We start from the raw sequence: 24,564 nt of genomic DNA on the forward strand, positions 1-24,564 counted from the left end.
ACCCGGCGCGACATCCGGGGGCCTCACGGCCTCGCCCCATCCGGTCAATCCGAGTACACTCAACTATGAGTCCACTCATAATTATTGTCAAGGGGGGTCCCCATGGGAAGCGATCACATGCCGATCGGGCGCCGCGAGAGGGCCAAACAGGACAAGCGCGAGCGCATCATGACCGCCGCCCGCGAGCTGTTCGCCGAACACGGCGTGGACAGGGTCACGACGCAGCAGGTCGCCCGCCGGGCCGATGTCGCCATCGGGACGCTCTACCTGTACGCGTCCACGAAGGCCGAGCTGCTGATCATGGTGCAGAACGAGAAGTTCGCCGCCGCCGTCGATTCCGGCCTCGCCGCCGCCGACGCCGCCGTAGGACAGGGCGCGCTGGAGCGGGTCATCGCTCTCATCCGCCCCCTGGTGGAGTGCGTGCGGGAGCACCTCGAGAACGGCCGCACCTATCTGCGCGAACTTGTCTTCGGCGACCCGGCCGAGCCATACCGGCAAGTGGGTCTGACCCTTGCCGGCCGCGTCGAGGACGGCATCACGGGCCTGCTCACGCGCAACGAGGACATCGGCGCCGCCGACGCGGCAACGCTGGCGCGGGTGATCACCGCGATCATTCACATCAGCACCACCGCCACCGTGTGCCTGCACCGCAGCGACGAGGCCGTGCTCGCCGACATCCGCGACCAGGTCCACGCCACCCTGGCGCAGCACATCCGCGCCGCATGACCGCTCGCTCCACGAGCCGACCATGTCCCCGGAACGGGGGCACTTCGTGAGCACGCGCTACGGCGTGGTCACCATCGGCGGCGGAAGCGCGGGCACGTCACCGCGATCCGCGCCGCGCAACTCGGCAAGAACAACCTGTCCGGCAGTGCGGCAGTGCGGACAACGGGCAGCCACTAACCCTGCACTCCCGGTCAGGCCGGCGGCGTCCGCCCGCCCTGCGCCTCACGTTCCCAGGTGGGACTGCGGTCCTTGTCGACCAAGGCCGCTCGGACGCCCTCCAGGAAGTCCGGCGTGCGGATGGTCGTGCGCGTGAGAGTGAGCTCGGCGGCAAGGCACTCGCGCAACGTCTGCTGTCTGCCCCGGGCCAGCAGGTTGTGAGTGATCTCCAAGCTCTGCGGCGAGGCGGACTCCAGGGCGATCAACGCGTCTGACGCCCAGGCGGTGTCGAGGTGACGCAGGCGTTTCTCGATCTCACCGAGGGTCGGCGCGCCGAACGCCCAGTCCATCTCCCCGCGTACCTCCGCCAGCCTGCTCGCCCCCACCGGCGAACGGTCGGCAAGGCGGTTCAGGACGACGTCCACCGGGGCGCCTGGGCTGTCCGCCAGGGCGTCTGCGACCGCACCGAGCCTGTCCGTGGGGACGAAGTGCGTGGCCAGCCCCGCGTACAGGGCGTCGGCAGCGTCGAGACGGTGCCCGGTCAGTCCCAGGTACATGCCCATCGCGCCGGGCAGCCGCGGCAGAAAGTAGCTGGCCCCGATGTCGGGGAAGAAACCGATCCCGGTCTCGGGCATCGCCAGCACCGCACGCTCGGTGACGACGCGGAAGGTGCCGTGGACCGACAGACCGAGACCACCGCCCATGCACATGCCGTCGATGAGCGACACGACCGGCACGGGATACTCAGCGATCCGGGCGTTGAGCCGGTACTCGGAGGCGAAGAACCGCTCACTGGCCTCGGCATCCCCAGCGAGGCTGTGCTCACGGATCGTGCGGATGTCGCCGCCGGCGCAGAAGGCCTTCACACTGGTGCTGGCGATCACCACAGCGGACAGCGGTGTGTGCTCCCAAGCGGCGAGCGCACCGTCAATGGCCGCGACCATGCCTGTCGTCAGGGCGTTGAGCGCCTTGGGTCGGTTCAGAAGGATCCGGCCGACGCCCCGGTGCACATCGGTGAGAACCTCGCCCTCAGCAATGTCAGTCATGCGTCTCATCTCGTACTCCGCGCGGACCTGGCTGTTGTGCCATCACCGTTCCTCCGTCGCCGACTGTCGCCCCTCATGGCTGAGCAGGCGCTCGTGTCCGGATCCCCTGCCAACAACCCCGTTGTGCCCACCGTGGACGAGATCCAGGACCTCTACCTGCAGATCTACGGCTGAAGGTCAAGATCCTCGCACAGGTCGCGGAGCGCCTCCACGAACCTCCCGGCCGCCAGGGCATCGCCGTCGCCGTCGGCGGCAACTCCGAACGCGCGGGCGCAGTCGGCGTACCGGCTCTCGGCGGCCGGTACGGAGAACGCCGTCACCGCGGGGAGGAGCATCGCGTTCGACAGACCATGAGCGACGTGGAAGTGCGCGCCGATCGGGCGGCTCATGCCGTGCCATGGTCGACTCGCCCCACGCCATCTACCCCGGCACGGACGAGAGCGTTCAGCGCGAGGCCGCCGGAGAGCGGATTTGCCTTGCGGCTCACGTACGCCTCGACGGCACGACTGAGCGCGTCGACGACGGCGACCGACAGGAACGCCGGTACGGAACAGAGTCATCTTCTCGTCCGTGGCGCTGTCGTGATGCTGAGGTTCGTGTGCGGAGCCTTGTAGTCCCGCATCCGGCCGCCCTGTACGCCCCACAGGCAGGCCGGCGCCAAGCGAATCGGTCGTCGGATCCGGGACGGTCCCGGCAGACAGACACGGCTGCAGTCCGGCGTCCTCACGCATCACCATCAGGCGTTCCGCCGCACCGGCCCAGGCGACGGGGGGACTGCTCCTCCCAGACAGTCGGACCTCAGACCGCTGATCCGCAACGGCAGAGATTCTGGAGCGTTGATCACCCTCGGCCGCCCGCACCGCGCCGCCGCGCCCGCAGCCAGAGGTGCCCCTACTCCTCTGGGTTTACTTTCTTATACTCAGCCAGTAGCGTCAGGACCAGCACATCAACCTGGCTGCACGCGGGACGTGGGCGTGGCAGCAACCTGCGAAGGAGCACCACCATGGGCGTAAGCCGAGAGGCACAGGAGTTCGCGGAGTTCCTCGCGAGCGTGAGCGCGAAGTCGTCGACACCCGGTCTCGACCTGGCCGTCATCCGCGACATCGTGGACTCGAACCACAAGGCGTCGACCGAGCCGGAAGGCGTCACGTACGCCGAGGTGGACGCGGGCGGCGTCCCCGCCCTCTGGGCCATCCCCGAGGGCGCCGACCCCGACAAGGCACTGCTCCACTTCCACTTCGGCGGATCCGTCACCGCCTCCATGCACTCGGACCGCAAGGCCGCAGGCCACATCGCCAAGGCAGCCGGAGCCCGCTCCCTCGTCGTGGACTTCCGCCTGGCACCCGAACACCCCTACCCGGCGCAGCTCGACGACGCCGAGACGGCGTACCGGTGGCTGCTCTCGCAGGGCTACGAGCCGCGGAACATCGGCAGCACGGGCCACTCGATCGGCGGCACCCTCGCGGTGATGCTCCCGCTGCGCCTACTCGCGAAGGGCGAGGCGACGCCGGGCGCGATCGTCAGCGTCTCGCCGTGGACCGACCTCACCATCCAGAACGCGTCGGTGGACGAGAACGAGGACAACGACAAGATGCTCAGCAGGAGCACCCTCGAACTCTTCCGAGGAGCCTGGCTGCAGGATCCCGCCGTGGACTTCACCGACCCCGCGATCAGCATCGCAAACGCCGATCTGACCGGCCTGCCGCCCACGACCGTCCACTACGGCGAGTACGAGACCCTCGCCGACGACGGCGCCGAACTCGGCCGACGCCTCGCGGACTTCAAGGTCACCTCAGAGGTCCACCCGATGCCCGAAGGGCAGCACTCGTTCATCCTGGGCGCCGGGCGCGTACCCGAGGTGGACCAGGCGATCCAGCAGATGGGCCAATGGCTGCGCAAGCACCTCGGCGCGTGAGCTGAAGGCACACTGGGCGGAGCGGCCCTTCGGCCGGACCGCCGCACCACCGCGACGCCGGTGACCGGTTCCCGCCGGTCGCCGGCATCCTGCCAGACCATGTCGGCCGGCATGCGGTGCCTGTGTCCGACACGGTTCCGCACCCAGCCACATCACCGTCCCTTGATGCCACAAAGGAGTGCGCGATGGGAACATACGAAGATGTCTTCCGCGCCAGTACCGAGGACCCGGAGAGCTTCTGGCTGAAGGCGGCGGAGGGCGTCGACTGGGATGTCGCTCCGCGACGCGCTCTGGACTCCTCGGGCGCGCCCTTCTACCGCTGGTTTCCCGACGGACGGCTCAACGTCTGCTTCAACGCGCTCGACCGGCACATCGAAGCCGGCCGGGGCGAGCAACCCGCGCTCGTCCACGACTCCCCCGTGACGGGCACCCGGCGCACCTACACCTACGAACAGCTGAGGGACGAGGTGGCGGCCTTCGCCGGAGCACTCGCACAGCTCGGCGTGGGACACGGCGACCGCGTGGTCATCTACATGCCGATGGTCCCCGAGGCCGCCGTCGCGATGCTGGCCTGCGCACGCATCGGCGCGGTCCACTCCGTCGTCTTCGGCGGATTCGCCGCACGCGAACTCGCCCTTCGCATCGACGACGCCGCCCCCAAAGTGGTCGTCTCCGCCTCCTGCGGCATCGAGGGCAAGCGCGTCATCGCGTACAAGCCCCTGCTCGACCAGGCGATCGAACTCGCGGCCCACAAGCCGCAGAAGAGTGTCATCCTGCAACGCCCACAGGAGACGGCTGAGTTGGGGCCTCACGATCTCGACTGGGCCGACCTGGTGGCTACCGCGCCACCGGCCGACTGTGTTCCCGTCCCCGCAACCGACCCCCTCTACATCCTCTACACCTCCGGAACCACCGGAAAGCCCAAGGGAGTCGTGCGTGACTGCGGCGGCTACGCGGTCGCCCTCCACTGGTCGATGGGGGCCGTGTACGACGTGGGCCCGGGCGAGACCATGTTCACCGGCTCCGATGTCGGCTGGGTCGTCGGGCACTCGTACATCGTCTACGCGCCCTTGCTGGTCGGCGCGACCACGGTGCTGTACGAGGGCAAGCCGGTCGGCACCCCGGACGCGGGCCAGTTCTGGCGGGTGGCCGCCGAGTACGGCGTCAAGACCATGTTCACGGCGCCCACCGCCTTCCGGGCGATCAGGAAGGAGGACCCGAAGGGGACGCTCACCGCCGGCTACGACCTCTCCCACCTGCGCTATCTCTTCCTGGCCGGTGAACGCCTCGACCCCGAGACCTATCACTGGGCGAGCGACCTGCTGGGCGTCCCGGTGATCGACCACTGGTGGCAGACCGAGACCGGCTGGCCCATCGTCGCCAACCCTGTGGGCATCGAAGCCGCTCCCCTCAAGCCCGGCTCCCCGACCCGCCCGCTGCCGGGCTGGGACGTCCGTGTCCTCGACGCTTCGGGCAAGCCGGTGCCCGCGGGCGTCGACGGCGCGATCGTCGTGAGGCTTCCCCTGCCGCCCGGCGCGCTCCCCACGCTCTGGAAAGATGACGACCGCTACGTCGCCTCCTACCTCTCCGCCTACGACGGCTACTACCTCACCGGCGACAGCGGCCACCTCGACGACGACGGCTACGTCTTCGTCATGGGCCGCACCGACGATGTCATCAATGTCGCCGGACACCGGCTGTCCACCGGCAGCATGGAAGAGGCCCTGGCCGCCCACCCCGACGTCGCCGAATGCGCCGTCATAGGCGTCGCCGACGAACTCAAGGGACAGATCCCGCGCGGCTTCGTCGTCCTGAAAGCCGGCAGCGACCGCGAACCGGGCGAGGTCGAGGCCGAACTCGTCCAGCTCGTACGCGAGCGCATCGGCGCCGTCGCCTCCCTCAAGGACGTCACGGTCGTGGCCGCCCTGCCCAAGACCCGCTCGGGAAAGATCCTCCGCAAGACGATGCGCGGCATCGCCGACGGGCACGACGAACCGATCCCCTCCACCGTGGACGACCCCGGTGTCATCGAGGCCCTGCGCCCTGTTCTCCGCCGCGCCGGTCACACCCCGTGATCGGCTGTGGCCTTCCCTGGCTTGCGGTGGGCGGTAGCGCCCGGCGGACTGCCCCACCGGAGCCTTTGACGCCGATCACGCGACCTGGGGTCTCCCCAGCAACCTGGCAGTCGTCTCCACGGCCCGCGTCCAGGCATCCGATCAACTGACCACCTGAGATATCGAGCCGGTGATTGTCGCGTGGAAGGCCGCACACCGTTCGGTCAGCGGCCACCAGGGACGGTACGAGATGCGGGAGATCGTCAACTCACTCCTCTACCAGGGCCGTACCGGCCGCCAGTGGGACCTGCTTCCGCACGACCTGCCGCCGGGCGGCGCGGTGACGTACCAACTTCGCCAAGTGGCGCGACGACGGCACCGACCAGACCATCCACGACCTGCTGCGCCGGCAGGTGCGGGAGATTGCGCGGCCGAAATCGGACCCGAGCCTGGTGGTGCTCGACACCCAGAGCATGCATGCGGCGGCCGGGGTGCCCGCGGAGTCGACGGGGTGTGATGCGGCAAAAAAAGTACCGGGCCGCAAGCGCGGCCTGGCGCAGCACATGACCGGCGGGGAGCTGACCCTCGGGGCGGTGCTGGCCCGGCTGGAGGAGCGGGAACGGGAGATCGCCGCGCTGGCCGAGACGACAGGAGAGCAGATCGAGCAGCTGACCGCACGGCTGGACGAGCTCGGCAGGGCCGCTGAGGAGATCCGGATCACCCGCAAGACACTGCTGGAGCTGCCCGATCCGCAGCCACCCGCGCCGCCGGCGCCGAAGCTGCCCGACCATCCGGCCTACCAGCAGATCCTGGCCGTATTCACCGCGGCCGACGCTCCGCTGCGTGCGCGGCAGGTGTGCGAGGCGATGGACATGGAGATCGCGTCCAACACCATCAACAACACCCGCCTGAAGCTCAAGCGGCTGACCGAGCGCGGAATCCTGGTCGAGACCGGGCAGGGTTCGTTCACCCAGTCGCGGCCGTAGCCGCCCGGCGACGCTGCGACCGGCCCGCCTGCCCCTCCCGAAAGGGGGAAGCAGGCATCAACTCACGTACCCCTCTCAGGACTGCAACTGGGCGAAGAGCGTCGCCAGGTCGATGAGGCCCCAGTGGTCGGTGAGCTTTCCGTCGGCCACCTTGAACATGTGGACCTCCAGCACCTTGATCGATCGGCCGGTGGCGGGAGTGCCGTTGAAGGACCCGGTGTTCGTGCCGGTGAGGATGAAGCTGATCGCGAACCAGTCGTCCTCGGCGATGACACGGACCGGTGTGGCGGCGAAGTCGGGGACCGCGTCGAGGAACGACGCAAGCACCGCGCGGGCCTCCTCGAGGCCGGTGGTGGTGCCATCGGCGGCGTGGTTGCGGAAGTCCGGCGCGTACAGGGCGAACAGGGCGTCGAGGTCGCGCAGGTTGACGCGCCTGACGTACTCATCGGCAAGCCGGTGCAAGTCGGCGGCGGACGTTCGGGGCTCGGCGTTCGAGGAAGACATGTGCTTCTCCAATGTGGATGGACGGAGCGGCTCCGCCCCGGTGACGGACAGGGGAATCGGATCGAACAGGCGGGTTGGACGAGCAGGGTCTGGCACGTTTCCGACGTGCGCGAGTGCGACCGCCCCTTCCGAGCCCGGGCCCCGCCGGTCACGAGCGTCATCACGGGGAGGGCGAGGGCGACCACTCATTACCTTACGATCGTAATGCTATCGGAGCGACCGAGGGGCCGCAAGCAAGTTCCGAGGTGACTGTGATCGTGTGGCGGCCTACCGGTCGAGCACGGGGGGCACGCCGTCAGCCGTGAACGTCACGGCGGAGAACGGGGCGCAGCATGTGCGGCAGAAAGCGCCGCGTCGGCGATGACGAACACTTGACGATCAACCGGAAGACCATTACTGCTCTCGCTGACCGTCTCCCGGCCCAGACCGCCGCGCCCGACCTGCCCGAGCACCCGAACTACCCCCGCATCCCCGTCTTCAACGAGGTCACCGGCCCCCTCCGGGCCCGTGATGCATGCGAAGCCCTCGACCACGAACCGCTGCCGAAGAACATCGATGGCACCCGCGCCGAGCTGAAACGCCTCGTCAGGCTCGACGTCCTCACCGAGGCCGACGCCGGCAGCTTCACCAGAAAGGCGTAGCCGACCAAGCCCCCGCGACCAGCAGCCCTGCCCCAACCTCACCTGCAAACGGACAACACCTCACGAACCGCCCTCCGAGAGCTGGAGGAACTGGTCTTCACCCCCCGAACTCGCGGTCTGTGAACTCGTGGTCACCGAACTGGTGACGACCGCCATCCGCTACGGCAAGAGCCCTGTCAAACTGCGGATGATCCTTCAGTCCGCCCTGACGAGCGAATCTCCGACGCCAGCAGCACCGCCCCGCACCTGCGCCGCGCCCAGGTCTCGACGACGGCGGCCGCGGCCTGCTCCTCGTCGCCCACCCCACCGAATACTGGAGCACACGGCACACCCGCAAGGACAAGGTCATCCAGGCGGAGCAGGCGGTTCCAGCTTCCGTTGCGGAACTCCCACCGCTCTGGCGTGAGGTCCTTGCGCGAGCTGCGCCGCGCGGCTTCGCACCCCCTGCCGGGACCCACTTGCCACAGCCCACCCGGACCGCTTAGTATTACGTTCGTAATTTGATAGGCCACTGCCGACTGCGACTCGACCGGCGGGCGCAGGGCGGGTGCGTCTTCGGACCCGGAGGCAGAAGAGCCAGGTGTCCACGTCCACGCGGTGTCCGCCCCCGCCCTTTTCGGCACCACCACACACCACCTGAGGAATGACCCATGCTCAACGCCCTGTGGAACCCGACCGTCGTCGGAGAGATCGCCCTGCCGCACCGGCTGGCCATGGCCCCCCTGACCCGCAGCAGGGCCACCCCGGACGGCGTGCCGACCGAGCTGAACGCCGAGTACTACGCCCAGCGCGCCTCGCACGCGCTCATCATCACCGAGGGCACCCAGCCCTCCGCCGACGGCCAGGGCTACCCGGTGACCCCGGGCATCTACACCGAGGATCACATCGCCGGCTGGCGCAAGGTCACCGACGCCGTACACAAGGCCGGCGGACGCATCGTCATCCAGCTGATGCACACCGGGCGCATCTCCCACCCGGACAACACCCCCCACCACCGGCAGCCGGTGGCACCCTCCGCGATCAAGCCGGGCGGCCAGACGTTCACCCCGTCCGGGCTCCAGGAGATGCCGGAGCCGCGCGAACTGTCCACCGAGGAGGTCGCCGCGACGGTCGACGACTTCCGGCGCGCCGCCGCGGCCGCCATCGCGGCCGGCGCCGACGGCGTCGAGATCCACGGGGCCAACGGCTACCTGGTCAACCAGTTCCTCTTCCCCAGCACCAACCAGCGCACCGACCAGTACGGGGGCTCCCTCGACAACCGCATCCGTTTCGCGGTGGAGGTCGCCACGGCCGTTGCCGACGAGATCGGCGCCGGCCGCACCGGCATCCGGATCTCTCCCGGCAACCCCTTCAAGCTCAACGACCTCGCGGAGAGCGACCCGCACGAGCTCTACCCGCACCTCCTGCGCGCCCTCGCCCCCCTCAACCTCGCCTACCTGCACATCGGTCACGGCGGCGACGAGGAACTCCTCTCCACCCTCCGCAAGTTGTGGCCGACCACGCTGATCCTCAACCGGGCCGGTGCCGACATCGCCGCCCGCGCCAAGGACGTCGAAGACGGTCTGGCCGACGTCGTCACCGTCGGCACCATGGCCCTCGCCAATCCCGACCTCGTCGAGCGCGTACGCGCCGGCGCCCCCCTGAACACCCCCGACCCCGCCACCTTCTACGGCGGCGGCGCGGCCGGCTACACCGACTACCCCACCCACGCCGCCTGACGAAGAGCAGCCCGGCGCCCGAGGGAACCACCACCTTCGGGCGCCTCGACACAGCTGCGGCGCACGGAGGCCGGCGGCCCGAGGAGTTACGGGCCGCGACCGACGTGCGCCGCAGCGGTTTCACCTCACACCCCGGCGCTCTGCGCCGCGATCGAGGGAGTGCGACGTCACGGCCCGGACCGATACCGGTCGCCGCCGAGGCTCACCCCTGCGAGGGTTGTGGCACCGGGAAGAGCATGCAGCTGCTGGTGGCATGGGCGAGCAGACGGTCCGTGCCGTCGACCAACTGCGCCTGGGCCAGGGCGGTTTGACGGCCCTTGCTGACCACCGTGCCGATGGCGCGTACCGTGCCCGTGTCCACGGTGATCCGTCGCAGGAACTTCACCGTGAGGTCGAGCGAGGTGTACGCAACGCCCTGCGGAAGGGTCTACTGGACTGCGCAACCAGCCGCCGAGTCGAGCAGGGTGGCGTGGATGCCGCCGTGCACGCCGGCGATCGGGTTGTAGTGCTCCTCACCCGGCGTCAGGGAGAAGACCGCCCTGCCGGGCTCCACCTCGCTCAGAGTGAAGTCGATGGAGTAATTGATGGGCGGCGCCGGCAGTCGCCCCGCCTGCAACTCACGCAGGAAGTCGATGCCGGCCATGCGTCCGGCTGCTTCCGCCAGGATCGCGGGATCTTCCCATTGATACGTACGCGTTCGTCCCACGACCGGGCACTTTCCATCTGACTTTTGAAAACGAAGCTAGTTTCCCGCTCGCCTGACAGTCGATGCCGAAGCCAGACCCTTACGCTGGCGGGATGGAGTGGCTTGAGGCGAGCACGGAGAACTGCCCCGTCCAGCGCACGCTCGACGTGGTCGGAGAGAAATGGACGTTGCTGATCCTGCGTGGCGCCGTCAACGGAGGCCGCCGCTTCGACGACTTCCACCGCCACATCGGCCTGTCTGAAGCCGTCCTCGGCGACTGCCTCCGGAAGCTGATCGCGGCCGGCATCCTGAAGACCGTCCCCTACCAGGAGCCGGGCAGCCGCTCCCGCAACGAGTACCGCCTGACCCGCAAGGGCTGGGATCTGTGGCCTGTCCTGATGGCGCTGAGCCAGTGGGGCGAGGCGTACGCCCTCGGCCCCGAGGGGCCCGTACTGGACATCCGTCACACCGACTGCGACGCCCCGGTCCGCGTCGTCGTCGAGTGTTCCGCGGAGCACTCCACCCTCAGCCCCGCGGAAGTCACCGCCCGACTCGGACCCGGTGCCCGCATCCGGTCGTGAGCACGCCGGTCATGGGGTCGCCGGTCATGGGGTCGCCGGTCATGATATCACGTGCGTCAGGCCATGGATTACCCTTGAGTGCGAAGCATGGCCTTACGGAGCGAACGGAGAAAGCTCGTGGTGCGCTACGCCAAGGAGCACAAGCAGGTGACGCGGCGACGCATCATCGAAAAGGCCGGCCACCGGTTCAAGCAGGACGGCATCGACGGCTCGGGTATCTCCACGCTGATGGCGGACGCGGGGCTCACCAACGGAGCCTTCTACGCCCACTTCGCGTCCAAGGACGACCTCGTCGCCCATGTCGTGGCCGAAGAACTGCACACGCAGGTCGCGAGTTACAGCACCCTGCGGCCCGGCCGCCCGGGACTCGAGGACCTCATCCGCGAGTACCTGTCTCCCGAGCACCGGGACCACCCCGGCCTCGGATGCCCCTCCGCCGCCCTTCTCGACGAGATCGGCCGCTGCGAGGACGGGACCAGGCAGGCCTACAGCGACGGCGCGCGGGCCATCCTGGAGGAGATCTCCGCCCGCCTGACACCCGAGGACCCGCGGTCCGCTCAGGCCAAGGCCATCGGGCTGTTCACCATGCTGGTGGGGACGATGCAGCTGTCCCGCGCCCTGTCCGACCGGAAGCGCGCCGATGAGGTCCTTGAGCTGGGGATCGAGAACGCTCTCGCGTTCATGGGGTGAGGCGGAAGGCGAGGTCGCGTCAGTGAACGGGCGCCTCGAGCCGCTCGCCCAAAGGGCGCCACGCCCCTGAGGCACCACCCTCGGCCCGGACTACGACCGCACCGCACGCCTTTTGCCGCTCGAGGAACTCGAGAACCGTCTCCACGAACTGCCCGTGGAACTGGAAGATGCCGCCATGGCCGGCGTCGGGCTAGAGGGACCAACTCGCCGTTCGGCACTCGCGCGCCAGGTCGACCGAGTTCCGGGTCGGAACCATCCAAGGGGTGCGGGTGTGTCACATCCCGGGGCTGGAGTGCCCGTGCTCCACGCCCAGCAGGGCGAGGGCGTTGTGGATGCCCTGTTCGAGCAGTTCGTCGGCAAGCTGCCGGTCGGTGAGGGCTCGGGAGAGCTGGAGCGTCCCGGCCATCATCGCGTAGGCGCCGAGCGCCTTGGTGCGGGCCGAGAGGGGATCGTCGGGTGCCAGGCGGGCGGCGATGCCGTCGATGACCATCAGTACGCCGTCGGTGTAAGCCTGCTTGGTCGGGCCTGTGCAGCGCCGGATTTCGTCGAGCAGGGCGGCGGAGGGGCAGCCGTCGTCGGAGCTGTCGCGATGCTGGGCGGACAGGTACCGGCGCACGATCTGCTCAAGTCCTGCGCGCCCGGGTGCCGCCTGCGCGACGATCCTCGCGTTCTGCGCCTGCAATTGGTCGGAGACCGCGGTGGCCACGAGGTCGTCTTTCGACGTGAAATGGGTGTAGAAGGCGCCGTTGGTCAGCCCCGCGTCCGTCATGAGGGTTGAGATGCCCGAGCCGTCGATGCCGTCCCGCTTGAACCGGCGACCGGCCGCCTCGATGATCCGCTGCCGGGTCGCCTGCTTGTGCTCTTTCCCGTAGCGCACCGCGCGCTCCTTTGCTCGTCGGAGAGGCTGCTTGCTCTTGGCGGGCACTCTTATCATTTTACATTTCGATCGTACTTCAATGGATTCGAGGCTCCGACGGCCGCCCGTTCGGCGGCGAGGTGCCGTGCCAGGTGGAGCGGTATCCCCTCACTCGGGGGCGTTCATTTGCGCACCATGGAGTGCGGTCGACTGCGGGGGCCCGCTTGCCATCCATCGTCTTCATGCACAGTATTATGAGTGTAATCCAATGTCCCTCGGTTGGCGCCGCCTCAGCGCTCGGCGAGGCGGATGCCGGGTGTGATCAGAACGAGCCGGATGACATGGGTCGGTACCCACCACTGTGTGACCTGGTCGACAGTGTCGGTGCAGTGCATCGGGCGCCGGCGAAGAGAACTCCGTCCTTGAAACTCGCTACAGAAGGACCTGGACATGAACACACCGCGGAATTCACCGTCCTCCTCGCCCTCGTCGTCGTACCAGAACGCGCCGACCCGCTCCGTGTCCGTCCGCGGCGAGGACTTCGCCTACCGGGAACTCGGCCCTGAGGACGGCGTACCGCTGATCCTCCTGATTCACCTGGCCGGGGTCCTGGACAACTGGGACCCGCGCGTCGTCGACGGACTCGCCGCACGACGCCGGGTCATCGCCTTCGACAACCGCGGAGTGGGCGGATCGAGCGGCTCCACGCCGGACACGATCGAGGCGATGGCCCGCGACGCGGTGCTGTTCATCCGAGCCCTCGGGTTCGACCAGGTCGATCTGCTCGGCCTGTCGATGGTTGGCTTCATCGCACAGGTCATCGCGGAACAAGAACCTCACCTCATCCGCAAGGTCATCCTGGCGGGCACAGGCCCTGCCGGTGGCCCCGGCATCGACAAGGTCCCGGCGCTCACCCTCCAGGCCACGCTCAAGGGCGCCCTGACCCGCCAGGATCCCAAGCTCTCCCTCTTCTTCACCGAAACCGAGGGCGGTCGGCGGGCGGGACGGGCCTTGCTGGAACGGCTGAAGGAGCGCACGCACCACCGCGACAAGGACATCTCATTGCCGGCGTTCCGAGCCCAGCTGAAGGCCATCAGACAATGGGGCCGTCAGGCGCCGTCGGACCTGTCGGAGATTCGCCAACCGGTGCTCGTGGCAAACGGCGAGAACGACCGCATGGTGCCCAGCCACAACACACTCGACCTGGCCGCCCGCCTGCCCAGGAGTGAACTCGTGCCCCTCTACCCGGATGCCGGACACGGGGGGATCTTCCAGTACCACGATGAATTCGTGGCAAGGGCACTCGAGTTCCTTGGGTCTTGAGCCCGAGCCAAGCCGCGCTGCCCGCACCTTCACGCTCGCACAACGCCCTCGGAAACGTCAGCTCGGCCGTCACCGTTCGCCGGCCCTGGCCGTGGAAGGCGGCCCCCCTGCTCGGCCGTGCCTGAGTGCGGCCCTGTACGTCATCGGTCGGCCCGCGCGACGAAAGGGCGTCCAAGCAAACAGTCGCGCTGGGTTGGCGCACAGTATCCGCAGGGCTTCGGTGGGGTTGAGTTCCGCCGTGAGCCAGGTCGGGGTGCTGTAGGCACGGCCATTTGCACGACAAGGCACGGCCGCCTTCGCCCACACATACTGTCCGGCCAGCAGGCGGGAGAGCGCAGCGCATCCGGGGTAGGGCAGAGACAAGGCCGCCGGCAGCCCCCGATGATCGACAACCACCGCGCCGGGCCAGCCGAGCAGCCAGGGTTCCAGCTCCTCCCACTGGCGTTGCTGTCCCTGGACTTCCAAGTGGAGTCCAGGGGCGGCGATTTCGTGCACCAGTCGCTGCCAGAGCCGGTCTTCCAGCGGGGGCACCGGGCCGCTGATCAGGTTGAGGCGGATCCCGCACGCACCCGTCTCCACGAGCCGGTCGAGCTCCCCCGACGTCCGGGGTCTACGACGGCCACGCCGCAGAGAGGGCCCCGACGTCTTGCCGAAGGCCTGGAGCAGGTAGGAGTTGTCCGTGCCGAGGCATGTTCACGGGAAGCGCCCACGGCATCGCCGTCGTCGCTGTGCTCCCCGAGACCCTCGCACAGGAAACTCGATACCCCCGCACTCCCCGCGGCCGAAGCTACCGCCCCGCCGGTCGCCTCCGCTCACTGAACCACTCCGTCCGAGGCGGCTGGAATGAGGTCGATCCATGCAAGACCACCGAGATCGAGCCGACTGCGGGCACGTGTCACGGCAACGTAGGCGAGGCGGGCGTCCGTTTCACTCACGGGTTCCGAGATCGGGCGACCACGGTCGTCGTGTTGATCGCTGTCCGGGGGCGGGGGGAAGTCATCGGCGATCTTGACGGTGGGCCATTCCCGGCCTTTGGCCTTGTGGGCCGTGGAGACCGTGACGTCGGCCTTGTCCTCGTCGGTCAGTGCGTGGACCGCGGTGATGATGGCCTCGGGTCCGTGCTGGTCGACAAGTTCTACGAAAGGCTGCAGATCACGGCCGGCCGGATCGTGATCCGCGTACTCCTGCAGCTCACCCCAGGAGGCGAAGAGAACGAGTTCTGGGTGGGCGGTGCGACGGCCGTCTTTGAGGTCCCGTGCAGCCAGCGCCAGCGCGACGAGCGTATGCCCTCCCCGCGTCAGCGCGACGCGGTGGCCGGCGGCCAGCAGTCGCATGACCTCGGTCATGGCCCCGATGTTGGTGCGGCACAGCACCGCGTCCGGAGAGGCGACGAGACCGACCTTCGTCGGGACCGCCTCGGTACCTGTCAGTCGGATGGGCGCGTCGGTGAACGCGAGCCACCGGTTGGCTTGTTCGGCAAGGAGGGGGCCGAAGCGGAAGGATCGAGTCAGGGTGAGGTGGGTGGCGTCGAAGCTTGTCATGATGTCCCGGGCTCCGCGCCAGCCGTAGATCGCCTGTGCGGAGTCGCCGACCATGACCAGCTGGGTGTGGGCGCGTTGAGCCGCGAAGACCTGTTCCAGGACAGGGTTGGTGTCCTGTGCTTCGTCGAGGAAGAGGAAGTCGGCGTCGATCTTTGGTTCGGTGAGAGCCCACATCTTCAGGTAGTGGTCATGCTCGAAACGGACCACGCCCTGCTCGGGATTCTGCAGGTCTCCCCACGCCTTGTCCGCGAACGACGTCACGACCTCGGCGAGGCGGGCGTGTTCGTCCGGCGCACTCAGGCCGCGCAGCGCGGGTACGTGGTGAGAAGCCAGCGTGCGATCAGCCGAGTGGCAGAAGCGGGTCACCGTGCGCAGGACGCTGTGTGACAACGTCCTGTGGCTGATCTCGTGATCTCCGATTCGGACCGGAGAGGTGATGCCGAGGGCCTGCCCGATCTTCCACGCAGGTTGGCGGGGGCTGTTGAGTCTGCGAGCGAAGCGGTGGCCAAGGGCTGCGTAGGCCGTGGCGTGGGCGGTCTTGCACATCACGGATCGCGGGAAGCGTGCGGAGGCGTCGTGTGCGATGTCTTTGTTGAAGGCGAGGTAGCGCCCTCGGCGTTTGGTACTCGCGGCGAGCAGGCTCAGCGTGCTGGTCTTTCCTGTGCCGGCGCCGGCCTGCAGCACGAGGTGATGGCCTTCTCGGAATGCTTCGACAGCATGAGCCTGTTCGTCTGTGGGCGTGTGCAACAAGGGCTCCACGGAGGAGAAGGGCTAAGGGTTCGGGTGCGCGTGAGACTGGCTCCGTCCAGCGCGGCCAGCGGCGTACGCGTCAGATACGGCCGGATCACGACGACGGAGCAGGATGTCGGCTGTGCAAGCCAGTACGTCCTCGGAGGAGTGGAGGGCGAGCAGGCCTTCGAGTTGCGCCGTCAGTTGCAGGGAGCGTTCTCTCTCGTTCCGATCGAGGGCTGCGGTCACGCTCCGGGCGACGAAGTCTCCGGGCCGCTGTCCTCTGGCGGTCGCGGCCTGGCGGATCGCCGCTCGCGCGGTACGGCTGAACTCGAGATTAAGAAGGACCTGCCCGTGCTGGTCGGGGTAGTGGGTGGTCAGGGCATCGATGGGCAGAAGGTGGTGCAGCCGTCGCCGTAGTGACCGCAGCGCGCGGCCTGGCGTCCTGGCCGGCTGAACGGCCATCAACCGGGTGCGGTCGGCGTTCGCTGCGAGCGACACCGTACGACGAGCTCGGTGGAGCTCGCCATTGGTGGCTGGCCTGGTCAGCAGGATTTCAATGCCATCGTGCGAGGTCACGACCCAGCCGTTCCATACTCGTGGTGCGTCGGGCGCGGACGACGGACGTGGTTCGGCAGGCGGTTGTGGATGTGCGCGCGGTGGAGCATGGGGTCGAAGGGCTCCCAGTCGGCCAGCGCGAGGTCCGCTGCTGACTGGGTTGCGGTGTGGGTGGAACAGCGCTGCATGCGCCAGCGCAGCTGCTCGGCGTAAGGCAGGGCGGTGAGGTCATATACAGCCATGAGCTCACAGGGCAAGGCCAGTTGCCCCCGTGTGGCCGTAGCGGGTACCAGCCTCCAGACGCCCACGGGGCCGTCCGCAGTGAGCAGCCTCTGCGAGCAGCGGTCGCGACGCCGCGTCTGCGCGACGCACTGGATTTCGTCCACAGGTTGCGCAGCGAGGTAGCCGACATACAGGAACTGCACTACGGGTCTGGCGGGTTGGCAGCCGTCCGGTTGAGCCGTTGGCCGGCTCGAAGGGGGCATTGGAGTGAACACGCCGGTGTCAATCAGGCGGCGTGTGTGCAGGGCCAGATCCCGGCGCAGCCCGTCCAGCGCGGAGGCTTCGGGCGCAGCGTCGCGAGCGGGACAGACTGGGGCGTGAGCCAGGCGGCACCAGGCTCTGCCATCGCCAGCCGGATGGGCGACACCAGAGCTTACGTGCCAACGGTAGGCGGTGGGCACCTCGGCCGCGGGCACTTCCCGGGGGTGCAGGCGGACGGGCCGCGCAAAGCTGCGGTGGTACCACTCGACCGGGTTGCCGCACTCTCGGCAGCGATCACGCTGAGCGCAGCGGAGGAGCCGACTGGGGCTGTCGTGCTCGATACGCAGTGAGCGTCGGGGGTAGGCGACAGCGGGGCTGCCGTCCCAGTGCCGCGGTGTGGATGAAGAACGCATGCGTGCGAAGGTGCCAGGCAACTCGCCGCATCCACAGCGCCGAGGCTGGAGGGTCCCTCGAACAGCCCCATTCCATGAAACGCACGTTCGAGTTGTCGATCAGAGATTCGTGTCGCTTCGCCGGTCCGGGTGATTGGCGCGAGCCCTCCCAGTCAACGGTCAGCGCCGGTCGGCCCCGGGGGCTCGTGCCCCTCACACACGGCTCCGAAGAGCTCGTCGAGCGGAGTGCTCAAGGCATGGGCGAGGGCGTGCCAGGTCTTGAGAGTGCCGATGGTGCGTCCCTGCTCGATCTCGATGAGGGTCCTTCTGGCCAGGCCGCTTCGATCAGCGAGCTCGTCATAGGTCCAGCCGCGCGCCGCCCGCAGCCGCGCAAGCTCCAGACGCAGCGCCTCGAAATCTGGGTCGGGCGGGAGGATCGTCACCCGACAATCCGACGGTGCAGACCACTGCCCTGTCAGTGCAGACCTCTGCCCTATTTCTGCAGGTGACGCCATCAAGTGAAGGGCAGAGGTCTGCACTACCGTGTGCGGGCCACCCCACCCTCCGCGGGTACAGCGCAGACATGACGGGAGGAACACGCCCCCCATGAGGCTTTGCACGACGCGACCCGGCGTCCGGCGCGCCTGGACCGTGGAACTGCGCCCGCAGCCCGGCGGACCGATCCTCGTATGCCAGCAGTGCTCCCGCAGCGACCGACTGCTCAGTGGCACGTCCGCTCGGTCGGAGCTCCTGGCCCACCTGGCACGACACGCTCGCCGCGATCTCCTCCCTGCTCACCTTCGTACCTGCCAGTGCCACGAGCGCGGCTGCAGCTGGCACCCGCGCCATCGAGGCTGTGGTGGGCCCATCCGGCTCGTGCTCGCACGCGAGCGAGGCGGACGGCTGTGGCGCCTCGCGGACGCGTGCACGGCCTGCGCCGCCGCCACGTCACAAGCGGCCGTCGTTCCCGACACGTTCATCAACGCTGCGACGACGCCGCCGGCGCATGCGGACATCCGTCGAAAGCACCGAAGCCCCAGAGGCCCGGACAGGCAGACCCGGGTGCGGGAGATGCTCAACTACCTCGCCTCCGCGCTGCCGACTGAGACCGGACCTGCCGCCCGACTGATCGCCCTGCAATGCGCCTTGCGCATGAACGACTCGGCTCAAGTCCGCTTGCCGCTCGGGGTACTGCGCAGCCTTCGATTGGAACCTGCCACGGATTCCTGGCGGGATCTCCACCAGGCACGATGGCTATGCGCAACCCTGCCCACGTCGCACTCCAGCGCACGCGCTGTAGTCATCCAGCTCCTCGACGTCGGGCTCTTCGCCCAATGCCCGGCCCGTCCCGACCGGCTCGCTGCCGCAGACTGGGCGCTGCGAGCCGCTTGCGGCATCCGCATGGACTGCGCCCCGTTTTCCCAGCTCATTGCCATGTGTATCAAGGCCCATACCGCTCCCGAGAGCACCCATGGAACAGCTGAAGTGGATCAGCTGGCACGCGAGTGCGGGCTGGCCGCAACGGATTTCACGGATGCACTTGACCAATTGACGGCCGCAGGACACATCAGCTCCTGGAGCGTGCAGCCGGCGTCGGGAGATCTGTACTGGACACTGACAGAGCCCGGCGAGCGTGGATGCGAAGGAACGACTCGTCGGTGACTGGCAGACGTCGACGGTCCGTCACACGCAACGTCGATATCGCAAACATCCGCGCCGAGGCGCCGGGGGCATCGCTCTCGCTCTCAGCGCCGACGCGGGATCCTGATCGACTAACGTCGAATTCCCGCCGGACATTCCGCTGATCGTGGAGTTGGCGGAGACAGGCCGCCTCGATCTCGCGTCGATGGTCACGCGCCGCGTACCACTGCACGAGGTGAACGACGCCATTCGAGCGTTGGAGGCGCGGTGAGCAGATCCGCACCGTCGTCGTATGACCCTCTGAAGTCAATCCAACCGCCATGGAGGCCAGCGCCGCACGCGGAGCTGGCCTCCGGGTTTCTTCCTCTCACCCACAAAGAGGAACACCTGTGCCCTACGACGCGTCGCTGTCCCCCACCTACTGCTTGTCGGAGCTGGAGCAATGGGCGTCATAACCGGATACCACCTGCAGTTAGCCGCGCCGAAGTGATGTTCCAGGTACGGCCGGCACACGTGGAGAAGCTGTCGCTGCCCCAGACGCTCTCCTCCTAGGACAGCGCGACCGTGAATCACTCCGCTGGCTACCGGGTGATTTCAGATGTCTCGGAAGTCGCCGACCAGACCTACGAATACGGCATCGTCACCCTTGACGGCGCCTCCTCGTGCTCCGTTGAGGGCACCACACTGCTGAACCACCTTGGCGACGCCGTCCGTGAAAGATCCGACACCGTTGTCATCGGAGGCATCGCGGTGCCGGGAGATCGGCCGACAGGTCGACCCCGTTGGGCATCGGCACCCGTAGCTCCGCTCGACCACGACATCCCGGGTCAGAGTGGGGGACAGCTTCAGCCGGCGCTCGACGAGATGGCCGATCAGGTTCACCACTGACGCTTCGTCCGTCAGCGCGGTCCTTTCCGGACGCCGGATCGAGCGGCATGAAGAGGAGCGCACGCCCGACATCCTCGAGATCACGTCGGCGGCCAGGCAGTCCATATTGTCGATACGTCCTGACAAACCTCTTGACACCGCCGACAGGGCATTCGATAGTACGGGCATCTAGAACGTACTAGTAGCACGTTCTAGAGGCTGCCGAGCCGCCCACACCCGATGGCTGCCGCAGACGACACGTTCCGCCGCACACGGCGTTCTCATCAACCGCTCGCCCGCGTCACTCGGCCGGGCGCGGCCCTCCCGAGGCCGGAACCCCATTCCCACCCTGATCAGCACAGCGAGGTGCAAGGGACATGCACAGACACCACAGAGCCGCCGCACTGGCCGCCACCGTTCTCACCGGCGCTCTTCTCGCCACCGGCTGCTCCAGCAGCTCAGGCGGCAAGAAGTCCGAGGAGACCGCGAACGGCGCGTCGGCGGGCAAGGCCACCACGCCCCGCATGACCGTCGCGCTGGTCACCCACCAGGCCCCCGGCGACACCTTCTGGGACACCGTCCGCAAGGGCGCCGAGGCCGCCGCGGCCAAGGACAACATCAAGCTCATCTACTCCGCCGACCCCAACGCGGGCAACCAGGCCAACCTGGTGCAGAACGCGATCGACCAGAAGGTCGACGGCATTGCCGTCACGCTGGCCAAGCCGGACGCCATGAAGTCCGTCCTGGCCAAGGCGGAGCAGGCCGGCATACCCGTGACCGGCCTCAACGCCGGCCTGAGCCAGTGGAAGAGTCTGGGCCTCCTGGAGTACTTCGGCCAGGACGAGACCGTGGCGGGCGAGGCGTTCGGCAAGAAGCTCAATGACATCGGCGCCAAGCACGCCGTCTGCGTCGTCCAGGAACAGGGCAACATCGCCCTGACCCAGCGCTGCGACGGCGTGAAGAAGACCTTCTCCGGCAAGACCGACGTCCTCTACGTCAACGGAACCGACATGCCGTCGGTGAAGTCGACGATCACCGCCAAGCTCTCGGCAGACAAGTCCATCGACGAGGTGGTCACGCTTGCCGCGCCGATCGCGCTGACCGCCACGCAGTCGGTCTCGGACGCCGGCAGCAAGGCGAAGGTCGCCACCTTCGACCTCAACAAGGACCTCATCAAGGCCATCCAGGAGAACTCCATCCAGTTCGCCGTCGACCAACAGCCCTACCTCCAGGGCTACCTGGCCGTCGACGCGCTGTGGCTCTACAAGAACAACGGCAACTACAGCGGCGGCGGTGAACAGCCCGTGCTGACCGGCCCTGCCTTCGTCGACAAGTCCAACGTCGACAAGGTCGCCGCCTTCGCCGCAAAGGGAACCCGGTGACGAGCATGACCCAGCATGCCGAGCCGGCGGTGACCTCACCGCCGGCCCCCGGCCCCAAGGACACCGACGGGCGCAGCGCCGAACGGTCCATGATCGTAAGGCTGTTGGCCCGCCCCGACGTGGGCGTCTTCCTCGGTGCCGTGGCCGTCTACGTGTTCTTCCTGATCGCGGCGCCGCCGGTGCGCGACGCCAGCTCGATGGCGAACATCCTCTACCAGTCCTCCACCCTGGGCATCGTGACCGTCCCGGTGGCACTGCTGATGATCGGCGGCGAGTTCGACCTGTCGGCCGGCGTCGGGGTGATCACCTCGGCGCTGACCGCGAGCATGACCGCCTACCAGCTGAGCATGAACGTCTGGGTCGGCGTCATCGCCGCCCTGATCGCGTCGCTGGCGATCGGCTTCTTCAACGGCTGGATGGTCGTCAAGACCGGCCTGCCCAGCTTCCTGGTCACGCTGGGCACCTTCCTGATCCTGCAGGGCGTCAACCTCGCGGTGACCAAGCTGGTCACCGGGAACGTCGCCACCGACGACATCAGCAACATGGACGGCTTCGACCAGGCCAAGAAGGTCTTCGCCTCCAGCTTCGACATCGGCGGCGTCCAGGTGAAGATCACCGTCTTCTGGTGGCTGCTGTTCGCGGCGATCGCCACCTGGGTGCTGCTGCGCACCAAGTACGGCAACTGGATCTTCGCGGTCGGCGGCAACAAGGAGTCGGCCCGCGCGGTCGGCGTTCCGGTCGCCTTCACGAAGATCTCGCTGTTCATGCTGGTCGGCGTCGGCGCCTGGTTCGTCGGCATGCACCAACTGTTCTCGTTCAACACCGTGCAGTCCGGCGAGGGCGTCGGCATCGAGCTGATCTACATCTCCGGCGCGGTGATCGGCGGCTGCCTGCTGACCGGCGGCTACGGCTCGGCGATCGGCCCGGTCTTCGGCGCGTTCATGTTCGGCATGGTGCAGCAGGGCATCGTCTACGCCGGCTGGAACCCCGACTGGTTCAAGGCCTTCCTCGGCGTGATGCTCCTTGGCGCCGTCCTGATCAATCTGTGGGTCCAGCGCACAGCGACCCGGAGGTGACCCGAATGACAACCAACGAAACCGGCACCCACGGCGCTGTCCTCGCGGACAGGGCCCCCGAAAAGGACTCCCCGGTCGTCGAACTGCGCAACGCGGGCAAGGCGTACGGCAACATCCGTGCCCTGCACGGGGTGAGCCTGACGGTGCATCCCGGCCAGGTGACCTGTGTGCTCGGCGACAACGGCGCCGGCAAGTCCACTCTCATCAAGATCATCTCCGGACTGCACCAGCACACCGAGGGCGAGTTCCTCGTCGACGGCGAACCGGTGCGCTTCTCCACCCCGCGCGAGGCGTTGGACAAGGGCATCGCGACCGTCTACCAGGACCTCGCCGTGGTCCCGCTGATGCCGGTGTGGCGCAACTTCTTCCTGGGCTCCGAGATGACCAAGGGCCCCTGGCCGATCCGCCGCCTGGACATCGAGGCGATGAAGAAGACCGCCGACGAGGAACTGCGCAACATGGGCATCATCCTCGACGACCTCGAACAGCCCATCGGCACCCTGTCCGGCGGCCAGCGCCAGTGTGTCGCGATCGCCCGCGCCGTCTACTTCGGCGCCCGCGTCCTCATCCTGGACGAGCCCACCGCCGCGCTCGGCGTCAAGCAGTCCGGTGTCGTCCTCAAGTACGTGGCCGCCGCCCGCGACCGCGGACTCGGGGTCATCTTCATCACCCACAACCCGCACCACGCCTACATGGTCGGCGACCACTTCAGCGTGCTGCGCCTGGGCACCATGGAACTCTCCGCCGAGCGCAGCCAGATCACGCTCGAGGAGCTGACCAACCACATGGCGGGCGGCGCCGAACTCGCCGCGCTCAAGCACGAGTTGTCCCAGGTCCGCGGCGTCGACGTCGAGGAACTCCCCGAAGAGGCCGACCTCACCGCACCCGTGGCAGTCATCAAGGAAGCCGCCTCCTGACAACCGTGGCGGCCGGCCCCGCCCACACGTCTCCGCCACCGACGGGCGCAACCGGCTGAGACGCCGAGTCCACCTCTCCACCCCCGGAGTCTCCTGAGCGAAGGGAAATCAGTGTCATGCCGTTCGAAGTGCTGACCATTGGCCGCGTGGGAGTGGATGTCTATCCACTTCAGACCGGCGTGGGGCTGGCGGAGGTCACCTCGTTCGGCAAGTATCTCGGGGGTAGCCCGACCAATGTGGCGGTGGCCGCGTCCCGGTACGGGCACTCCTCGGCTGTGATCACAAAGACGGGCAGGGACCCGTTCGGGGACTTCGTCCGGCAGGCACTGGAGAGCTACGGCGTCGACAGCCGGTTCGTCGGTACGTCGGACATCGCACCCACGCCGGTGACCTTCTGCGAGATCTTCCCACCGGATGACTTCCCGCTGTACTTCTACCGGCTCCCGAAGGCCCCCGACCTGGACATCACCGCTGGTGAGCTGGACCTGGGGGCAGTACGGGACGCGGCGGTCCTCTGGGTGACAGGTACCGGGCTCAGCGAGGAACCGAGCCGCTCGGCCACGTTGGCCGCCCTCGCTCACCGGGGCAAGGCGGGGACGACGGTCTTCGACCTGGACTGGCGGCCGATGTTCTGGGCCGACCCGAACCAGGCGCGCGGGTTCTACGCGCAGGCCCTGCGGCACACGACGGTTGCTGTGGGCAACCTTGACGAGTGCGAGGTGGCCACCCGTGAGCGTGAGCCGTATGCGGCGGCGAAGGCGCTACTGGCCGCCGGAGTGGAGCTGGCCATAGTCAAGCAGGGCCCCAAGGGGGTCCTGGCCATGGACCGGGACGGTGCTACCGCCGAGATCCCGCCGGTTCCGGTGGAGGTCGTCAACGGGCTCGGCGCCGGAGACGCCTTCGGCGGCGCGCTGTGCCACGGCCTGCTGTCGGGCTGGGACACCCGCCGCACCGTGATCTTCGCCAACGCCGCCGGCGCCATTGTCGCGAGCCGACTTTCCTGCTCCGACGCGATGCCGACCGAGGCCGAGGTCGACGCCAAGCTCGGCGAGGCGGCCGGAACATCCACCAACGACTCCCAGCAAGAGGTGTGACGA

General features: G+C 68.1%; 25 protein-coding genes and 3 pseudogenes. 16 read left to right on the forward strand and 12 right to left on the reverse strand.

Annotated features, from left to right (window positions below):
• Positions 1-102 precede the first annotated feature (102 nt).
• Entirely contained in the window at positions 103-726 is a 624-nt protein-coding gene (locus tag ACFY1U_RS38770) for a TetR/AcrR family transcriptional regulator (protein ID WP_390698740.1), read from the forward strand.
• A 191-nt stretch (positions 727-917) separates the two neighbouring features.
• Here ACFY1U_RS38770 and ACFY1U_RS38775 read toward each other — a convergent pair whose 3' ends face one another.
• From ACFY1U_RS38775 to ACFY1U_RS38785, 3 genes are all read right to left on the reverse strand, one after another.
• Positions 918-1,928: an enoyl-CoA hydratase/isomerase family protein gene (locus tag ACFY1U_RS38775; protein ID WP_390698741.1), complete on the reverse strand. Its 1,011-nt coding sequence runs from the start codon at positions 1,926-1,928 to the stop codon at positions 918-920.
• Positions 1,929-2,092: 164 nt separating this feature from the next.
• A complete protein-coding gene (locus ACFY1U_RS38780) occupies positions 2,093-2,317 on the reverse strand; it encodes an iron-containing alcohol dehydrogenase (RefSeq protein WP_232032683.1) in 225 nt (74 codons plus the stop codon).
• Complete coding sequence (locus ACFY1U_RS38785; RefSeq protein WP_362244096.1) at positions 2,314-2,463, reverse strand: hypothetical protein; 150 nt, start codon at positions 2,461-2,463, stop codon at positions 2,314-2,316. Before ACFY1U_RS38785 ends, ACFY1U_RS38780 begins: the two co-directional genes overlap by 4 nt.
• Positions 2,464-2,931: 468 nt before the next feature.
• On the opposite strand from ACFY1U_RS38785, the gene ACFY1U_RS38790 reads away from it, so the two are divergent.
• The 4 genes and pseudogenes from ACFY1U_RS38790 to ACFY1U_RS38805 all read left to right on the forward strand — a co-directional run bounded on the left by ACFY1U_RS38790 (position 2,932) and on the right by ACFY1U_RS38805 (position 6,883).
• Positions 2,932-3,843, forward strand: coding sequence for an alpha/beta hydrolase (locus ACFY1U_RS38790; RefSeq protein ID WP_067257749.1), 912 nt, complete (start codon positions 2,932-2,934; stop codon positions 3,841-3,843).
• Positions 3,844-4,028: 185 nt separating this feature from the next.
• The gene (locus ACFY1U_RS38795; protein ID WP_390698742.1) at positions 4,029-5,918 is read left to right on the forward strand and encodes a propionyl-CoA synthetase; all 1,890 of its coding nucleotides are present in this window, start codon (positions 4,029-4,031) and stop codon (positions 5,916-5,918) included.
• A 160-nt stretch (positions 5,919-6,078) separates the two neighbouring features.
• Positions 6,079-6,461: pseudogene (locus ACFY1U_RS38800) on the forward strand (transposase); the annotation flags it as partial.
• The gene (locus tag ACFY1U_RS38805) at positions 6,461-6,883 is read left to right on the forward strand and encodes a hypothetical protein (protein WP_390698925.1); all 423 of its coding nucleotides are present in this window, start codon (positions 6,461-6,463) and stop codon (positions 6,881-6,883) included. The pseudogene ACFY1U_RS38800 and the gene ACFY1U_RS38805, both read left to right, overlap by 1 nt.
• A gap of 75 nt (positions 6,884-6,958) precedes the next feature.
• On the opposite strand, the gene ACFY1U_RS38810 is transcribed toward ACFY1U_RS38805, so the two are convergent.
• Positions 6,959-7,387: an ester cyclase gene (locus ACFY1U_RS38810; protein WP_067257740.1), complete on the reverse strand. Its 429-nt coding sequence runs from the start codon at positions 7,385-7,387 to the stop codon at positions 6,959-6,961.
• A 371-nt stretch (positions 7,388-7,758) separates the two neighbouring features.
• Here ACFY1U_RS38810 and ACFY1U_RS38815 point away from each other — a divergent pair, with 371 nt between their 5' ends.
• Positions 7,759-8,028, forward strand: coding sequence for a hypothetical protein (locus ACFY1U_RS38815; RefSeq protein WP_390698743.1), 270 nt, complete (start codon positions 7,759-7,761; stop codon positions 8,026-8,028).
• Positions 8,029-8,678: 650 nt separating this feature from the next.
• Positions 8,679-9,746 (forward strand): alkene reductase, encoded by a 1,068-nt coding sequence (locus tag ACFY1U_RS38820; protein ID WP_362243929.1) that lies wholly within the window; start codon positions 8,679-8,681, stop codon positions 9,744-9,746.
• Between the two features lie 202 nt (positions 9,747-9,948).
• Here ACFY1U_RS38820 and ACFY1U_RS38825 read toward each other — a convergent pair.
• Positions 9,949-10,452, reverse strand: a pseudogene (locus ACFY1U_RS38825) (PaaI family thioesterase).
• A 92-nt stretch (positions 10,453-10,544) separates the two neighbouring features.
• On the opposite strand from ACFY1U_RS38825, the gene ACFY1U_RS38830 reads away from it, so the two are divergent.
• Both ACFY1U_RS38830 and ACFY1U_RS38835 read left to right on the forward strand, forming a co-directional pair.
• Entirely contained in the window at positions 10,545-11,012 is a 468-nt protein-coding gene (locus tag ACFY1U_RS38830; RefSeq protein ID WP_390698744.1) for a winged helix-turn-helix transcriptional regulator, read from the forward strand.
• Positions 11,013-11,129: 117 nt separating this feature from the next.
• Positions 11,130-11,702 carry a TetR/AcrR family transcriptional regulator gene (locus ACFY1U_RS38835; RefSeq protein ID WP_055705492.1) on the forward strand — a complete coding sequence of 191 codons (573 nt, stop codon included), beginning with the start codon at positions 11,130-11,132 and terminating at the stop codon, positions 11,700-11,702.
• A 274-nt stretch (positions 11,703-11,976) separates the two neighbouring features.
• On the opposite strand, the gene ACFY1U_RS38840 is transcribed toward ACFY1U_RS38835, so the two are convergent.
• Positions 11,977-12,579 carry a TetR family transcriptional regulator gene (locus ACFY1U_RS38840; protein WP_390698745.1) on the reverse strand — a complete coding sequence of 201 codons (603 nt, stop codon included), beginning with the start codon at positions 12,577-12,579 and terminating at the stop codon, positions 11,977-11,979.
• 429 nt (positions 12,580-13,008) lie between these two features.
• On the opposite strand from ACFY1U_RS38840, the gene ACFY1U_RS38845 reads away from it, so the two are divergent.
• Positions 13,009-13,881 carry an alpha/beta fold hydrolase gene (locus tag ACFY1U_RS38845; RefSeq protein ID WP_390698746.1) on the forward strand — a complete coding sequence of 291 codons (873 nt, stop codon included), beginning with the start codon at positions 13,009-13,011 and terminating at the stop codon, positions 13,879-13,881.
• A gap of 69 nt (positions 13,882-13,950) precedes the next feature.
• Here the strand turns inward: ACFY1U_RS38845 and ACFY1U_RS38850 are convergent, their stop codons facing one another.
• Positions 13,951-14,547 carry an amidohydrolase family protein gene (locus ACFY1U_RS38850; RefSeq protein ID WP_390698926.1) on the reverse strand — a complete coding sequence of 199 codons (597 nt, stop codon included), beginning with the start codon at positions 14,545-14,547 and terminating at the stop codon, positions 13,951-13,953.
• Positions 14,548-14,693: 146 nt separating this feature from the next.
• Positions 14,694-16,106, reverse strand: a complete 1,413-nt coding sequence (locus ACFY1U_RS38855; protein WP_390698747.1) for a UvrD-helicase domain-containing protein — start codon at positions 16,104-16,106, stop codon at positions 14,694-14,696.
• Here ACFY1U_RS38855 and ACFY1U_RS38860 point away from each other — a divergent pair.
• Positions 15,999-16,571, forward strand: coding sequence for a hypothetical protein (locus ACFY1U_RS38860; protein WP_390698936.1), 573 nt, complete (start codon positions 15,999-16,001; stop codon positions 16,569-16,571). The two genes, ACFY1U_RS38855 and ACFY1U_RS38860, sit on opposite strands and share 108 nt — an antisense overlap.
• Before the next feature lie 155 nt (positions 16,572-16,726).
• Here ACFY1U_RS38860 and ACFY1U_RS38865 read toward each other — a convergent pair whose 3' ends face one another.
• From ACFY1U_RS38865 to ACFY1U_RS38875, 3 genes and pseudogenes are all read right to left on the reverse strand, one after another.
• Positions 16,727-16,951, reverse strand: coding sequence for a hypothetical protein (locus ACFY1U_RS38865; RefSeq protein WP_324613864.1), 225 nt, complete (start codon positions 16,949-16,951; stop codon positions 16,727-16,729).
• A 273-nt stretch (positions 16,952-17,224) separates the two neighbouring features.
• Positions 17,225-17,605, reverse strand: a pseudogene (locus tag ACFY1U_RS38870) (DUF6083 domain-containing protein); the annotation flags it as partial.
• A gap of 152 nt (positions 17,606-17,757) precedes the next feature.
• Positions 17,758-18,027, reverse strand: a complete 270-nt coding sequence (locus tag ACFY1U_RS38875) for a helix-turn-helix transcriptional regulator (RefSeq protein ID WP_067259018.1) — start codon at positions 18,025-18,027, stop codon at positions 17,758-17,760.
• Between the two features lie 433 nt (positions 18,028-18,460).
• Between ACFY1U_RS38875 and ACFY1U_RS38880 the strand changes: the two genes are divergently transcribed.
• A complete protein-coding gene (locus ACFY1U_RS38880) occupies positions 18,461-19,246 on the forward strand; it encodes a hypothetical protein (RefSeq protein WP_390698748.1) in 786 nt (261 codons plus the stop codon).
• Between the two features lie 573 nt (positions 19,247-19,819).
• Here the strand turns inward: ACFY1U_RS38880 and ACFY1U_RS38885 are convergent.
• On the reverse strand, positions 19,820-20,281 hold the full coding sequence (locus tag ACFY1U_RS38885; RefSeq protein ID WP_390698749.1) for a hypothetical protein: 462 nt from the start codon (positions 20,279-20,281) through the stop codon (positions 19,820-19,822).
• Between the two features lie 188 nt (positions 20,282-20,469).
• Between ACFY1U_RS38885 and ACFY1U_RS38890 the strand changes: the two genes are divergently transcribed.
• The 4 genes from ACFY1U_RS38890 (at position 20,470) to iolC (ending at position 24,561) form a co-directional block, all read left to right on the forward strand.
• Complete coding sequence (locus ACFY1U_RS38890) at positions 20,470-21,474, forward strand: substrate-binding domain-containing protein (RefSeq protein ID WP_055705497.1); 1,005 nt, start codon at positions 20,470-20,472, stop codon at positions 21,472-21,474.
• Between the two features lie 5 nt (positions 21,475-21,479).
• Positions 21,480-22,550: an ABC transporter permease gene (locus ACFY1U_RS38895; protein ID WP_390698750.1), complete on the forward strand. Its 1,071-nt coding sequence runs from the start codon at positions 21,480-21,482 to the stop codon at positions 22,548-22,550.
• A 5-nt stretch (positions 22,551-22,555) separates the two neighbouring features.
• Entirely contained in the window at positions 22,556-23,467 is a 912-nt protein-coding gene (locus ACFY1U_RS38900; protein WP_351476461.1) for an ATP-binding cassette domain-containing protein, read from the forward strand.
• A gap of 116 nt (positions 23,468-23,583) precedes the next feature.
• A complete protein-coding gene (gene iolC, locus ACFY1U_RS38905) occupies positions 23,584-24,561 on the forward strand; it encodes a 5-dehydro-2-deoxygluconokinase (RefSeq protein ID WP_390698751.1) in 978 nt (325 codons plus the stop codon).
• Positions 24,562-24,564: the final 3 nt, after the last annotated feature.

Origin of the sequence: Streptomyces sp. NPDC001351 (genome assembly GCF_042896045.1) — a bacterium.
Lineage (GTDB): Bacteria > Actinomycetota > Actinomycetes > Streptomycetales > Streptomycetaceae > Streptomyces.

Bases quoted from the DNA above. Each gene is read 5' to 3' on its own strand.
- ACFY1U_RS38770 (WP_390698740.1), top strand. From the start codon at position 103: ATGGGAAGCGATCACATGCCGATCGGGCGCCGCGAGAGGGCCAAACAG.
- ACFY1U_RS38775 (WP_390698741.1), bottom strand. From the start codon at position 1,928: ATGACTGACATTGCTGAGGGCGAGGTTCTCACCGATGTGCACCGGGGC.
- ACFY1U_RS38780 (WP_232032683.1), bottom strand. From the start codon at position 2,317: ATGAGCCGCCCGATCGGCGCGCACTTCCACGTCGCTCATGGTCTGTCG.
- ACFY1U_RS38790 (WP_067257749.1), top strand. From the start codon at position 2,932: ATGGGCGTAAGCCGAGAGGCACAGGAGTTCGCGGAGTTCCTCGCGAGC.
- ACFY1U_RS38795 (WP_390698742.1), top strand. From the start codon at position 4,029: ATGGGAACATACGAAGATGTCTTCCGCGCCAGTACCGAGGACCCGGAG.
- ACFY1U_RS38805 (WP_390698925.1), top strand. From the start codon at position 6,461: ATGACCGGCGGGGAGCTGACCCTCGGGGCGGTGCTGGCCCGGCTGGAG.
- ACFY1U_RS38810 (WP_067257740.1), bottom strand. From the start codon at position 7,387: ATGTCTTCCTCGAACGCCGAGCCCCGAACGTCCGCCGCCGACTTGCAC.
- ACFY1U_RS38820 (WP_362243929.1), top strand. From the start codon at position 8,679: ATGCTCAACGCCCTGTGGAACCCGACCGTCGTCGGAGAGATCGCCCTG.
- ACFY1U_RS38830 (WP_390698744.1), top strand. From the start codon at position 10,545: ATGGAGTGGCTTGAGGCGAGCACGGAGAACTGCCCCGTCCAGCGCACG.
- ACFY1U_RS38845 (WP_390698746.1), top strand. From the start codon at position 13,009: ATGAACACACCGCGGAATTCACCGTCCTCCTCGCCCTCGTCGTCGTAC.
- ACFY1U_RS38865 (WP_324613864.1), bottom strand. From the start codon at position 16,951: ATGGCTGTATATGACCTCACCGCCCTGCCTTACGCCGAGCAGCTGCGC.
- ACFY1U_RS38885 (WP_390698749.1), bottom strand. From the start codon at position 20,281: ATGCCCGTACTATCGAATGCCCTGTCGGCGGTGTCAAGAGGTTTGTCA.
- ACFY1U_RS38890 (WP_055705497.1), top strand. From the start codon at position 20,470: ATGCACAGACACCACAGAGCCGCCGCACTGGCCGCCACCGTTCTCACC.
- ACFY1U_RS38895 (WP_390698750.1), top strand. From the start codon at position 21,480: ATGACCCAGCATGCCGAGCCGGCGGTGACCTCACCGCCGGCCCCCGGC.
- ACFY1U_RS38900 (WP_351476461.1), top strand. From the start codon at position 22,556: ATGACAACCAACGAAACCGGCACCCACGGCGCTGTCCTCGCGGACAGG.
- iolC (WP_390698751.1), top strand. From the start codon at position 23,584: ATGCCGTTCGAAGTGCTGACCATTGGCCGCGTGGGAGTGGATGTCTAT.